Raw genomic sequence first — 13,064 nt, forward strand, 5'->3', positions numbered from 1 at the left:
TGAAACTTGCTGATGTGCAAGGAATACAGGCGAAAATCAGACAAATCACTACATATCGATGAAATTTGTAGAAGACTCTATTTCCCGGAAAATATAACACTCATGGCATTTCCCATGCAGGATTTGTCGGTATTCCCCTCCGCAATAATCGTCAAGGTCATTACCCGTCATGTCGTTTCAGATCGAAGCGTACACTCAGTTTATAAGCACAAAAAAGCTTCAAAGCGGTGATAACACACTGCTTTGAAGCTAATTGATGATCATTCCTCATTCCCTGCAATCGGTAGCAGGATAGCGACCGTTGTTCCCTCATTCACATTGCTTTGAATGGAAATCGATCCATTATGTTCTTTGATGATCTTCTGGCAAATCATCAGACCCAGTCCTGTCCCTCTTTCCTTTGTGCTGTAAAATGGTTCTCCCAAGTGTTTCAATCGTTCGGGCGGGATCCCGGCTCCGTTATCCTGGATTGATATTTTTGCATAGTCTTGTTCCTTTTGGAGCTGCACGTTCATGAGTCCCCCATCAGGCATCGCTTCCAGTGCGTTCTTCATTACATTGAGCACAACCTGTTTGATTTGATGGGAATCGCAATGAATTTCTGCTTCCTCAACCGAAAAGCGTACATCGACCCCCTGCTTCAAGCATTCCATCTTGATGAACTCGACTGAGCTCGTGAGGAGGCTGGTTAGGGATGTTAATGAAAATTGCACGGCACGTGGTTTTGCGAGAGCAAGGAATTCATTGGTGATGATTTCGATGCGATCGAGTTCACCCTGGATGACCTTCAAGTAGAAATCATCTTCCGTACTTTCCTTCATTAGCTGCAGGAACCCTTTGATTGTTGTCAGTGGATTCCGGATTTCATGCGCTACTCCTGCAGCAAGCTGTCCAATCATCGCAAGCTGTTCAGATTTCTCCAGCAGATCTTCATTCCGTTTCTTTTCGGAAAGGTCGCGGATGATGGCTGAAATCCCAATCAACTCACCCGAATCATTCAAGATTGGATTGAGGTTGAACACAATTTCAATCGGCGAACCATCCTTCCGGTATCGGACGGTTTCAAAGTCTTTGATCCTTTTTCCCTCTTTGACGTCCTTTAGGTTTTGCTTGAATTGAGATACTTGTTCTTCTTTATGAAGAATCGTGATCGCTTTCCCGGCTATCTCGATTTCCTTCCATCCAAACATCAACTCGAAATGCTGATTGACTTTGAGGATATTGCCGACAGGGTCGAGAAGGGCAATCCCATCCCCGGCATGTTCGAAGTAGGCTTCGAGAAGCTCCTTCGCTTCCTTCAATTCATCTTCCATCTTGATTCTTTCGGTGATATCCTGGCCGATTCCATATATTCCGATGACCTTATCCTTGACCCGGATCGGGATATTCGTCACGCTTATATGGCTTTTCTTTCCTTCCTTATTTATGAGTGTAGAGAGATATCTGGTCGCTTCCCCCTGTAAGGCAGTATTGAAATGCTTGGATGTTTCTCCCTTCTTATCCTCAGAAATGAACTCACTGTAGTGTCTCCCGATCAATTCCGGTGATCGGACCGTCCACTGTCCCTCTGCAGCCGGGTTCACTTCTTGGATGATCCCTTCTGTGTCCAGCATATAAATATTATCCGGGCTGTATTCGACAATCGATCTATATTTTTGCTGAGTCTCCTCCAATTTCCGCTGGATATCTTTGATCATTGATATATCGGCGATTGAACAAATGATTTTGGTCACTTTTCCTTGTTTCATCACAGGTACGATTGAAGAGATGTATTCCAACCCTTTGTATTCATCTTCATACGTCAGTTCCTGGCCTGTTTCCCATATCTGTTGAAGTTTTGGCTGAATCTTTCCGAGATGATACGAGTCGAAAACTTCCTGAATCGTTTTGCCGATTACCTTTGAAGGTGATATTTCCAATTTGTTGAGCAGTTCCCCTGCGGCCATTTCAATCACAAAATCATTGTTTTCCTTTTTGATTGTATAGGTGATCGTCTTCTGAAGCCTCAATGTATTTTCAAGTTCAACCTTCAACGAGATCAGACTGTTCTCGTAATCCTTTTTTTCCGAGATATCATGCAGGATGATACCGACATGGTCGACAGTCCCACGTTGCGAATAATCCACTGGCGAAATGGTGATGTTGCAGGTGCACATCCCACTTCCCGTTGTAAATGTGACTTCTTCATTTTTGGCATTTTCCCCCTTGATCCCTTTAATGACAAGGTTAACGAATTCGGGGTTCTTAAAGGTCGATTGCTGGCAAAGTGATTCTCCAATGGAATCATCGGTAAGCTCGAACAGCTTCTTGAATGAATCATTCATTTCCGTCAGCACACCATTTTTATTAATGACGCACACACATGTCGGGGTATTACGGATCAGTGATTGATAAATTTCAGAGAAGGAGCTTTCTTTCCGGTCGGTTTCCTTCTCAATCTGCCCTACTTCACCTGGAAGAAGCATCAAGAGTTCCATGCCATCCTCAACGATATTCCTTCTGAGCGAATATCCACGATTCTCAAAAACAAACTGGTCCCCATCTGTATCCAGCAGCCTCTTAATATTGAAGCAGTCCTTAACGGACATTTCCTCCCAATCGGTATTCGCTTCGGATACTCTGCTATTTTCAACATCCCATAATGCGGCAGGCACAGGAATAGAATGAATGCTGATTGCATTCATTGGTCTTATTTCAGCCATGGTATCTCCCTTTTCATAACATGATTTACTACCATTTTACCCTACCTTCCCCTTCATATAAATGCCAGTCTTCGTGCTTCATATGGGAAGACCCCACTTATAGCGGTCCGCAAGCCTCAAATCCAGTCTCAACGCAAAAAAAACTGAGCCGCCATGGCCCAGGTTCATCGTCTATACGTGCGTCCGTTTCAGCGATTGATAACAGGATGCCAGCGCTGCTCCTACCACTGCGTTATTCTTTACAAGAGCAATATTGGCTGTCAGACTCTTTCCATTTGTCAATTCTTTCACTTTTCCCAGTAAAAATGGGGTCACTTCCTTACCGGTGATATTCTTTTCTTCCGCTTCACGAAGAGCCGACTCTATGATCCTTGTCATTTCGCGTTCATCCATCGCATCCTTTTCTTGAATCGGATTGGCGATGACCACACCTCCGTCCAGACCAAGATCCCATTTTGCCCTTAAAAGTGATGCCAACTCTTCACAGGACTCAATCCGGGCATTCACATGATATGGACTGCTTCTAGTGTAAAAGGCTGGAAGAGTCTCTGTTTGATAGCCTAGGACAGGTACCCCCTTCGTTTCAAGGTATTCAAGGGTCAGGCCGATATCCAATATCGACTTTGCACCGGCACAGACGACCGCGACATTCGTACGAGAAAGTTCTTCAAGATCGGCCGAGATATCCATCGTCTTTTCCGCTCCCCTGTGAACACCACCGATCCCCCCTGTCACGAACACCTCGATCCCTGCAATCTCAGACAGGATCATCGTTGCCGCGACAGTTGTCGCCCCGTCCTTTCGTGAAGACAGAATGTAAGGGATATCGCGCCTGCTCGCCTTGATCACTTCGCCTGTCTGCCCCAGATATTCCAGCTCTTCTTGGGATAAGCCAATCTTTATCTTCCCATTCAGGATGGCGATCGTTGCGGGTACCGCTCCCCCGTCACGGATGATATCTTCCACTTCCCGTGCAGTCTGCACATTTTGCGGATAGGGCATGCCGTGAGAAATGATCGTTGACTCAAGAGCAACGATTGCTTGGCCGTTCTCCTTCGCCTGTCGGACTTCTTCTGAGTACTCCATATATCTTGAAAGATCCATCATTCCTTCTCCCCCTTTTCAAGCTATTTCTTCCCTTAGACTAATAATAACGACTGAATTGCTGTTGCAGCCTGCACTTTGTCAGGGATGGACTTACGGTATGTGCGGACTGCAGCGTCAGAGATGAACATGTGACACCGATCCTGCACGCTCCGTCAGTATCGGAACCCTTTATATATCCATAAATGATGCCTGACACAAGCGCGTCACCTGCACCCGTCACATCGACCACCTTCACTTTCGGTGGAACGATGGCACTGGCTTCTTTGAATATCGTATAGTAGACCAATCCCTGGTCCCCTCTTGTGATGACGACTCGTTCCGCACCTTTCTGCGTAATTAATTTTGCGGCTTTAAAGAAGTCCCCCTCGGTGTCGATCTTTATATCAAGGTAGGCCTCCGCCTCCCCTTTGTTGCATATGAACCAAGTCACACCTTCCAAGGATGATGGCAGTTTCTTTATTTTTGGAGCGGACACCGGGACGATGGTAAGCGGAATTCCTTCCGATTGACAGCGCCTGATGATGTAGGCTAACACTTCTTCAGAGAAATTTGTGTCCAGGACCACCATTTCAGAAGAAGCGATGGACCCCCATTTTTTCTCGATGAAGCCAATGTCAACGCTTTCATATAATTCCATATCAGCGATCGCAAACATCAAGTCACCTTGATTGTTCAGAACGGCGGAATATGTTCCGGTCGTCTTTTGGTACAAACTGATGGAGGCGGACACGTCGACATGATTCTTAGTCTGATCCATGATCCAGTTCCCTTCAACGTCATCCCCCACTACTGTTAGCAGACAGGAATTCAGACCCAGCCTACCGAGATTTTCCGCAATATTCCGGGCGACACCGCCGCTCGCTTGACTCGTCTGTGCCGGGTTGGATGTTTCGAGGAGCATTTCCCCCTGAAGCTGAAGCTTACGATCGATATTTGCCCCCCCAATACATGTGACCCCCTTTTTTCCTGGAAGTACATAGGCCCTGCCAAGGATCTTCCCTTCCTTGACCAGGTTGGATATGTAACCGGCAACGGCCGAGCGTGACAACCCGCTCATCTCAGACAGCTCCTGCTGACTCATGAACGGATTTCCTTCAATCAAAGACAACAAGAGCTTTTCCTTCTCATTCACTGTCTCCCACTCCCATGAAAAAAATAACTTTTGTTAATATTCTAAACTTTTGTGATATTCCGGACAAGTACAAGATTGAATCGGAAAGTAGAAAAATTAAAACATCCTGACAGGCAGCCGCCCGACAGGATGTTGATGGTCATCAACTTATCTTCTTATCGCTCTTCGCCTTGCCGATATCCTTTAAGTAATACTGATCTGATGTGAAAAATTCGTTCGTCAGACTTTTTACCTCTTTACTCAAGAGAAGGACGGCGATGATGTTCGGGATCAGAATTGCGGCAAGTGCAAGGTCAAGGAATTGCCAAATCGTCCTGGCAGCGCCTACCGCTCCAAGAACGATCGCTGCAACGTAAACAACCTTGATGGCCTGAGCCGCCTTCCACCCAAACAAGAACTCCGCTTGCTTCGCTCCGTAAAATACGATGACGATGATGGTGGATAGGACGAAAAAAATTAAGGAAATCGTAACGAGTATCCCACCGAACGACCCGAAATATTGAGTGAATGCCTCAGTCGTAAGGGCTGATGGATCATCCAGGGCGCCTTCTGCCGTCCATACACCAGAGGACAGGACGACAAATGCTGTCGCGGTACAGACGATCAGGGTGTCGATGACAATTCCGACAATCGCCCATAATCCCTGCCGTACCGGATGATCGGTCTTTGCTGCCGCGTGGGCGATCGGGGCCGTACCCAGTCCCGCTTCATTCGAATATAATCCACGCGCAAAACCCCATCTGATCGTTTCGGCAATTGCAGCCCCTGCAAATCCGCCCATCGCGGACATTGGCTGAAATGCATTCCCAAGGATCAAACTGAAGAACTCAGGCAGGGCATCCAGATTCATAAACATGATGATCACGGCTGCCCCGACATATATGATTGCCATGAACGGCACAAACAGCTCCGTTACTTTACCGATCCGCTTGATTCCCCCGAATACGATCAGGATGACGATCAATGCCATGACCACTCCCGTGATCCAACCGTTCACGTTAAATGATTCTTCAACCGTAGCAGCGACGGAGTTTCCCTGCACCATCACGCTTGGGATCAACTCGATCATCAAGGCGAATGCAAACCATACCCCAAGCCATTTCATATTCAGTCCATTGCGCATGTAGTACATCGGTCCGCCCACGAACTCTCCTTTTTCATTCTTTTCACGATAGTGGACCGCCAGTACACTTTCTGAAAACTTGAGCGCCATCCCGATCAAGGCGATGAACCACATCCAGAAGACGGCGCCCGGTCCCCCGAACATAATCGCGGCGGGTACCCCCACGATATTCGCAGCACCGATTGTGGAAGAGAGAGCGGATGTCAAAGCCTGCAATGGCGTGACTGTCCCTTCACCTTTTGGGGTCTGCTTGCTGAAGACACTCCCGATTGTTTGTTTGAATATGTAGAGTGGATGCCGGAACTGTATGAATTTCAGCAAAAACGTCAAATATAACCCTGTTCCTGCGAGTACGATGATTAAAGGCGGACCCCAAAGCCATGCCGATATCTTACCGATCAAGTCGAAAAAAGACTCCAATGTAATTCCTCCTTCTTAATTCAATGTCTAATCGTCCATTCTCCTATGTCCTCACCGTATGTATGAGCTCAAGTGTTCCTGATTGACATAGATTCCGAAAATTTAGACACTCGTTCTTTTCCTCCATTCCCTGAAATTGGTTAGGCAAAACATCTGATTATGTTTGTTTCAGGTCGGTGCTTTGAATTTGGGGCATTTGCAGGGAAATCCCGACTAATTTCAGCCTCGTAAAGCAACACCCTTGGTTAAATCAAAAAAGGACCCCAGGCTGCTCTTCCAAGCAGCCTGGGGTCCTTTTTGCGTATTCAACTTCATTCCGTCACACGTGGTAAGATCAACACTTCCACGCGCCTGTTCAAAGCCCGGCCTGCCGCGGTTGCATTGTCGCCAATCGGTTCATATTCACCGAATCCTTTTGCACTGAACCACCTCGGATTCAGATCCTTATTCTCAAGGATCAGCTTCATGAAGTTCACGGCTCGCATTACGCTTAGCTCCCAATTGGAGTCAAACTGTGCATTCCTGATCGGGACATTGTCGGTATGACCGGAAATGATGATATTCCTAGGCGGATTCATGACCAATAGGTCGGACAGTTCTCGTGCCACATCCAAGTCGGTGCTATGCACGTCGGCAGATCCCGAATCAAAAAGCACATTATCCCGGATGGTCAGCAGTAATCCTTCGTCGGTCAATTTGGTTACGAATTGGAGCTCGAGATGATTGGTCTTTATATATTCATTGACTTTCTTCTGTATTTCTTTCAGTTCTTCTTGATCCTTAAGAAATGCCTGGCGATCGATCTCTTCCTTACTCATTCCATCTTGATCTTCCTGGTTCTTCACTGCCCCAGCCTTTGCTACTTCCTCACTTTGTTCGGGAGGATCGACTGGACTTTGATATTCCATGATTCCCGTTCCGCCTGTAAACACTTGGTTGAACGCCTTTGAAAGCTCATTGAACTTCTCGGCATCGACCGAACTGGATGCATACAAGACGATGAACAGAGCCAGTAACAGGGTAAGGAGATCGGCGTAGGGAATCAGCCAGGATTCATCCATATGTTCATCATCGTGTTTCTTTTTACGCCGTTTCATTCGCTTCACCCTCCATCAGGAGCTGGCGCTCACTTGCCGGTAAATAAGAGGCAAGCTTTTGCTCGATGACTCTAGGACTCTCTCCTTCTATAATGGAGAGGATACCTTCCACCATCATCATCTTAAGCTGTACTTCGCGCTTCGATTTCCGCTTCAGCTTATTCGCAAAAGGATGCCATAAAACGTATCCGGTAAAGATCCCGAGCAATGTTGCGATGAACGCGCCTGCGATCGCATGCCCCATTTCCTCGGTATTTTCCATATTGCCGAGTGCGGCGATCAATCCTATGACAGCCCCCAGCACGCCGAGTGTCGGGGCATATGTGCCTGCTTGAGAAAAAATCGAGGCACCGGCACTGTGGCGTTCCTCCATCGCGTCAATTTCTTCATGAAGCACGTCACGAATGTAGTCAGCACTTTGCCCATCAATGGCAAGGGTAAGTCCGTTCTTTAGGAACTGGTCCTCTACTTCCTGGGATTTCGATTCCAATGCAAGAAGTCCTTCCTTACGTGCAATGTCTGCGATTTCAGAGAAATACCTGATGATGTCTTTTGGGTCCTGGACCGTTTGTTCTTTAAAGAGCATGCCGAATAGTTTCGGTACTTTCTTGATTTCATGTGTCGGGAATGCGATGGTGACGGCTGCCGCCGTACCAAGCAGGATGATCAGGATCGCTGCGGGATTTACGAGCGCCACTGGGCTCACACCCTTGAAGAACATCCCCACACCAACAGCCACCAATCCTAAAATGACTCCAATTACTGACGTTTTATCCATCGTTTTGTCCACCTTACTCTTTGTAGTAGTCTACTTTTACTATCGGACAAAACATCCATTCCTTTAACTTTTTTGGAAGGTACGTCCCTCATCGCTTTAAAGCGATGAGGGACGTACCTTCCATTTAAAATATTTTCCATCTATAGTATAAAAGTTGGGTATTTGAAACCGATATATAGGGGAAAGGGAAACTATTTTACATATTAAAGGGGAGAAACACCGTGACACCTGAGGAAATGAAGATTACCGATACGAAGCGGAAGAATCTTTTATTACTGATCACGTATTCAGTAAGCCTGATTGCAGGATTGGGTTATTCGATCATGAATCAATCCGGCATCATACCTATTTCTGTATTTGCTTCTCAGTTATTACTTCTTTTGATTTATTTTATCGTATTGCAATTAGTCATGAAGAAACCTGAACTATATGTACATTTCAGCATACCGACGATTTACATCATTATGTTGATCTGGCTGCTGACAGATGGCTCTAACGCTAAGACAATGGTGATCCTGACACTTATGGCAGTCCTTTCCGCCATCCATTTCAGAACCATCATCTTTGTGATCGGATATATTTCCGGGCTCATCATCCTGATCATGAACAAAGCCTTCGCACCTGCGGGGGATGCATTATTCAATGAGCTATTCACGCCGGCGCTTATGACCTATCTGCTTGTGGGTATTGTCCTTGGTGTGGTGATCAACCTGAATAAAAAGCAACGGAACCAACTTCAGGCTTACCTGCAAAAAACAGAAGAAGAAAATATAAGAAAAGATGAACAACGAAACCTCTTCGCAAACGAACTGGCGACGATTTCAACGAGCATCAACCAGATCAATGAGCAAATCCAAATACATCTTGTATCTCAAAACGAAATGAAGACCGCCGTGAATGAAATATCGGCAGGCAGTCAGACGCAGAGCGATCAAATTAACACTATCGCATCTGCGGCTGAAATGACGATGGGGCAGATGGAGGAAGTCAGTCATCTCTCCAATGACCTGGCCATTCACTCAGAAGACGCCAATCGTCTTGCCCTCAAGGGGAACGATCGTGTCACCTACCTTCATGACAACATGAATGAATTGAAGAACATCATCGAAGGGTTGAGCAATACCTTCAAGGAACTGACCAAGAAAATCGAAGAAACAAACACGTTCATCGGTAGCATCCAGGATATCACCGATCAAACGAATCTGCTTGCACTAAATGCTTCAATCGAAGCCGCGCGTGCCGGTGAAGCTGGAAGAGGATTCTCCATCGTGGCCGATGAAATCCGTAAGCTGGCAGACATCACGAGAAATACAGCGACAAGGATCAACGATAACCTTTCAGCTGTTAATGAAGTCAACTCGACTGCCCTCGAAATCATGGACCTCAGCTCCACGAAGCTTCATGAAAATATGTCGGCAACGAGTGAAGTCACGGAAAACTTCTCTATTCTACGTGAAAAATTGGATGCCATCTCACAAGAATTCAAGCGATTATCTACAACTGCCTCGACTGTTAAAGGTCAGACAGGGGAAGTCGAACTATCCACGAAGGAACTTGCCGCTGTAATCGAACAGTCAAGTGCCGGACTTGAAGAAATCAGCGCAACGATCGAAACACTGAACAAGGATAACGAAATGATCGCCACCTACATCCAGGACACGGCACAAAGTGCTGAACGAATCGAGCGAAGCATCAATAGCTAACGAATCAAGGACGCCTTCAACACGGCGTCCTTTCTTTTTGTCATCGGATTGTAGATTTTTCATTGAATAATTATGATAAACTGGTGATAGTAATAGCAGAATTAAAGGATGTGGCGTTTTGAAAAAGAGAATCATCTTCATGATTCCCATCATGCTCGTGGTGTTCCTGGTGGCAAATTCGTATCTTGGAGAGTCCTTCAAGGAGATTCCCTCCTCCACCAGAACATGGATTGCCCTTGGCGGCACATTGGTATCAGGAGTCATCTCCTTCTTCCTTTTCAAACCTGAAGGGGAGCAAGAGGATCAATAAATGGCAAGGCCCCCGCTTGGAAAAGCGGGGGTCTTTTAGTTTTCATATTGTAATAATTTTATAAATATTTTGTAATTTTTGACATATAAAATTATAATCTAGCTATAGATTTATAATTCCAGGGGGCTACAAGATGAAACTTTTTCGTCACATATCGATACCGGCTCAGTTTTTACTCACATGCGCGGGATTGTTTTTATTCAGCGGTGCGGGTGTCCTCCTCTCTTATGACAATGAATTGGTCATTATGATGGGGAAGTATGTTCACACGCTAGTTGAAACAATAAAGCAACTTATGGACCCAGCTTCCATCATCATCGAAGTGGGAAGAGATCCGGATCCAAAGAAATATCCTATCTATCCACTTTTCTTTCAGCTTTTCGGCTACTCTTTCCTTCTTTTATTCCTGGCTTTCCTAGTTGCCGCTGCCATTTCAACGCTTCTCAGTTATCTGTTCATGTTCCTGCCAAGAAAGATATTCAAGCTGTGTGTAAAGATCATGGACCTCTTTGATTCATTGCCTGATGTTCTGATCATCGTCTTCATTCAGCTGTTTATCATCTGGTTTTTTAAGAAGACGGATATCCTATTATTTAATATTTACACATTAGGGGATGAAAAGATTTATTTACTGCCCATCATATGCTTAGCGATCATGCCGATTGCTTTTCTGACCAAGCAATTTCTTTTTCAGCTCAGGGAAGAAGAGGAAAAGCCTTATGTAGAATATTCATTTTCAAAAGGTTTTTCTAGAGCATACACAATTTGGGTTCACTTGTTCAGGAATGTGTGGATCCATTTCTATTTCCACATAAAGCCCATATTCCTTTTGATGCTATCCAATCTGTTGATCATTGAGATCTTATTTAACATCAACGGTTTCATGAATGTCCTCCTGGACGTCTCACAGCGTAACCCGAGTGCGTTCTTCATTGGCATGCTGATGATTTATATTCCATTTTTCATTGTGTTCAGCCTTGGAGGACTTTTATTGAAGAAATGGCTGCCGCAGGAGGTGCAATCTGCATGATCATCCGTCATTTACGACTCTGGATTCCAGTCAGTTTCCTTCTGATCCTGATTGTCGGGAGTTTCATCCTACCTTCAACTCATCCGCATCTCTTTGAACAAGGTCCTTCTTACCTGAAGGATGAAGAGACCGGTAAATTGATTGCAGCTCCTCCTTATACACCTTCTGAAATGGAGCCAATGGGGAGTGATAAGTTAGGAAGGAACGTTTTCTACGTGCTGATTGCAGGTGCCAAATTCACCCTTCTTTCAGCCGTTGCGATTGCTTTGCTCCGAATGTCTGGCGGCTTCCTTTTCGGCTTGATATACACGTATCTTCCCGGTTGGGTCCGTCAGGTATTCAAGGGGCTCTCTGACACATTCAATTTCATCCCGCTCGCCATCATCGCCTTTGTGCTATTGACTCCTTTGCAAAAAGCATTCGAAGCGGGATCACTTTACTCCATGAAGTTTCTGTTTATACAAATCATCGTTATTTCAATCATTGTCATCCCGTCACTTGGAATGTATATCGGGGAAGAAATGAGACAGTTCCTTAAACATGATTTCATCACGGTTTCAAAGCAGATTGGTGCGGACAGGTTCTTCATCATTAAAAGGCACCTGCGCCCACAATTCAGCCGCCATGCCATCGTGATGTTTTCCGAGCAACTGTCACAGACACTCTATCTACTCATACAGCTAGGGATTCTGCATATCTGTCTCGGAGGTCTCAAAATAGCTGAGTTCGGCATCATGGAGCATCGACCAGAGTATTTTTCATTCATTGATGATTGGGCAGCCACCATGAGCATCAATATTTATCAGATTCATCTCTATCCATGGCTTCTTCTATCTCCACTTGTTTTCTTTGCCATTTCCATCTTTTGCGTAAATGAAATCACTACTGTATTAAAGGAAGTATTCCTTGAAGGTGAATCACTTAAAAAACCGAGAAAAAACATGGTCATGCAGAAAACTTCACCTGTGCCAAACGAAAAGTTGTTCACTCTTACAGGGCGGAGAAAGGATGGGCATCATGAGACATTTTAGACTGGTCTGTATACTCTTTATAACCAGTGTCCTTTTCCTCTCAGGCTGCAGGGTCGACTGGAATGCCGAGCCAGAGCTCAAATCAAAACAGAATACGGGGAAGGTTGTCAAGCTGGACGGGAAGGTAAACCTGAAATCCACTGAACTTATTATAGAAGGAACGAGTAACCTCCCTAAAGATACCGTGATTTATGCGAGCATCAAGGAATACGGCGATCTTTCCAGCAAATACGGCACCATCATACGTTGGCAGGCGGAAGCAAGTGCTGAAGTCGCCGCAGAAGGAACTGGAACAGTCGATAAGGACGGGAACTATTCCATCACTCTTCCTAGGAACGATCCTTCAAAACGCTATCTATTGGAAGTAATGTTCAACCCTAAACTCCAACCCAAGAAGTTTCAGGAGATTTATGGAATTACCGGTGAAAATTTGGCCATTGTGATGGGAATGACGAAAATAAGCTATAACGGAGATACTGTTACAGTGATTACCCGCGTTGCTCCAATCGTGAGCATAACGGATCCGAACGGAAATGACATCGCCTGGGGCTTGGAAGAAACGATGTTCCAAACGAAGCCTAAACCGATCAAATGATTACGAAACCCCCCGTTCCACTGAACGGGGGGTTCA

Annotated in this window: 11 protein-coding genes; 5 read left to right on the forward strand and 6 right to left on the reverse strand. The window is 45.5% G+C overall.

Going from position 1 to position 13,064, the window contains the following annotated elements; genetic code table 11:
• Window positions 1-260: 260 nt before the first annotated feature.
• The 6 genes from LCM10_RS13170 to motA form a co-directional block, all read right to left on the reverse strand.
• On the reverse strand, window positions 261-2,702 hold the full coding sequence (locus LCM10_RS13170; protein WP_224876729.1) for a PAS domain S-box protein: 2,442 nt from the start codon (window positions 2,700-2,702) through the stop codon (window positions 261-263).
• Between the two features lie 171 nt (window positions 2,703-2,873).
• Complete coding sequence (locus LCM10_RS13175) at window positions 2,874-3,809, reverse strand: pseudouridine-5'-phosphate glycosidase (RefSeq protein WP_224876730.1); 936 nt, start codon at window positions 3,807-3,809, stop codon at window positions 2,874-2,876.
• Between the two features lie 37 nt (window positions 3,810-3,846).
• Window positions 3,847-4,941 (reverse strand): carbohydrate kinase, encoded by a 1,095-nt coding sequence (locus LCM10_RS13180; RefSeq protein WP_224876731.1) that lies wholly within the window; start codon window positions 4,939-4,941, stop codon window positions 3,847-3,849.
• A gap of 142 nt (window positions 4,942-5,083) precedes the next feature.
• The gene (locus LCM10_RS13185; RefSeq protein ID WP_224876732.1) at window positions 5,084-6,484 is read right to left on the reverse strand and encodes an alanine/glycine:cation symporter family protein; all 1,401 of its coding nucleotides are present in this window, start codon (window positions 6,482-6,484) and stop codon (window positions 5,084-5,086) included.
• A gap of 311 nt (window positions 6,485-6,795) precedes the next feature.
• On the reverse strand, window positions 6,796-7,581 hold the full coding sequence (gene motB, locus LCM10_RS13190; protein ID WP_224876733.1) for a flagellar motor protein MotB: 786 nt from the start codon (window positions 7,579-7,581) through the stop codon (window positions 6,796-6,798).
• Complete coding sequence (gene motA, locus LCM10_RS13195) at window positions 7,568-8,359, reverse strand: flagellar motor stator protein MotA (RefSeq protein ID WP_224876734.1); 792 nt, start codon at window positions 8,357-8,359, stop codon at window positions 7,568-7,570. The genes motB and motA overlap by 14 nt, the downstream gene beginning before the upstream one ends.
• Before the next feature lie 221 nt (window positions 8,360-8,580).
• Between motA and LCM10_RS20780 the strand changes: the two genes are divergently transcribed.
• From LCM10_RS20780 to LCM10_RS13220, 5 genes are all read left to right on the forward strand, one after another.
• On the forward strand, window positions 8,581-10,062 hold the full coding sequence (locus tag LCM10_RS20780) for a methyl-accepting chemotaxis protein (protein WP_224876735.1): 1,482 nt from the start codon (window positions 8,581-8,583) through the stop codon (window positions 10,060-10,062).
• A gap of 118 nt (window positions 10,063-10,180) precedes the next feature.
• The gene (locus LCM10_RS13205) at window positions 10,181-10,372 is read left to right on the forward strand and encodes a histidine kinase (RefSeq protein ID WP_224876736.1); all 192 of its coding nucleotides are present in this window, start codon (window positions 10,181-10,183) and stop codon (window positions 10,370-10,372) included.
• A gap of 133 nt (window positions 10,373-10,505) precedes the next feature.
• Window positions 10,506-11,402 (forward strand): ABC transporter permease subunit, encoded by an 897-nt coding sequence (locus LCM10_RS13210; protein ID WP_224876737.1) that lies wholly within the window; start codon window positions 10,506-10,508, stop codon window positions 11,400-11,402.
• On the forward strand, window positions 11,399-12,433 hold the full coding sequence (locus LCM10_RS13215; RefSeq protein ID WP_224876738.1) for an ABC transporter permease subunit: 1,035 nt from the start codon (window positions 11,399-11,401) through the stop codon (window positions 12,431-12,433). Before LCM10_RS13210 ends, LCM10_RS13215 begins: the two co-directional genes overlap by 4 nt.
• On the forward strand, window positions 12,420-13,028 hold the full coding sequence (locus tag LCM10_RS13220) for a hypothetical protein (protein WP_224876739.1): 609 nt from the start codon (window positions 12,420-12,422) through the stop codon (window positions 13,026-13,028). The genes LCM10_RS13215 and LCM10_RS13220 overlap by 14 nt, the downstream gene beginning before the upstream one ends.
• Window positions 13,029-13,064 lie beyond the last annotated feature (36 nt).

It is taken from the genome of Rossellomorea aquimaris (assembly GCF_020171925.1).
Taxonomy (GTDB): domain Bacteria; phylum Bacillota; class Bacilli; order Bacillales; family Bacillaceae_B; genus Rossellomorea; species Rossellomorea aquimaris_F.

Bases quoted from the DNA above. Each gene is read 5' to 3' on its own strand.
- LCM10_RS13170 (WP_224876729.1), bottom strand. From the start codon at position 2,702: ATGGCTGAAATAAGACCAATGAATGCAATCAGCATTCATTCTATTCCT.
- LCM10_RS13220 (WP_224876739.1), top strand. From the start codon at position 12,420: ATGAGACATTTTAGACTGGTCTGTATACTCTTTATAACCAGTGTCCTT.
- LCM10_RS13215 (WP_224876738.1), top strand. From the start codon at position 11,399: ATGATCATCCGTCATTTACGACTCTGGATTCCAGTCAGTTTCCTTCTG.
- motB (WP_224876733.1), bottom strand. From the start codon at position 7,581: ATGAAACGGCGTAAAAAGAAACACGATGATGAACATATGGATGAATCC.
- motA (WP_224876734.1), bottom strand. From the start codon at position 8,359: ATGGATAAAACGTCAGTAATTGGAGTCATTTTAGGATTGGTGGCTGTT.
- LCM10_RS13210 (WP_224876737.1), top strand. From the start codon at position 10,506: ATGAAACTTTTTCGTCACATATCGATACCGGCTCAGTTTTTACTCACA.
- LCM10_RS13175 (WP_224876730.1), bottom strand. From the start codon at position 3,809: ATGATGGATCTTTCAAGATATATGGAGTACTCAGAAGAAGTCCGACAG.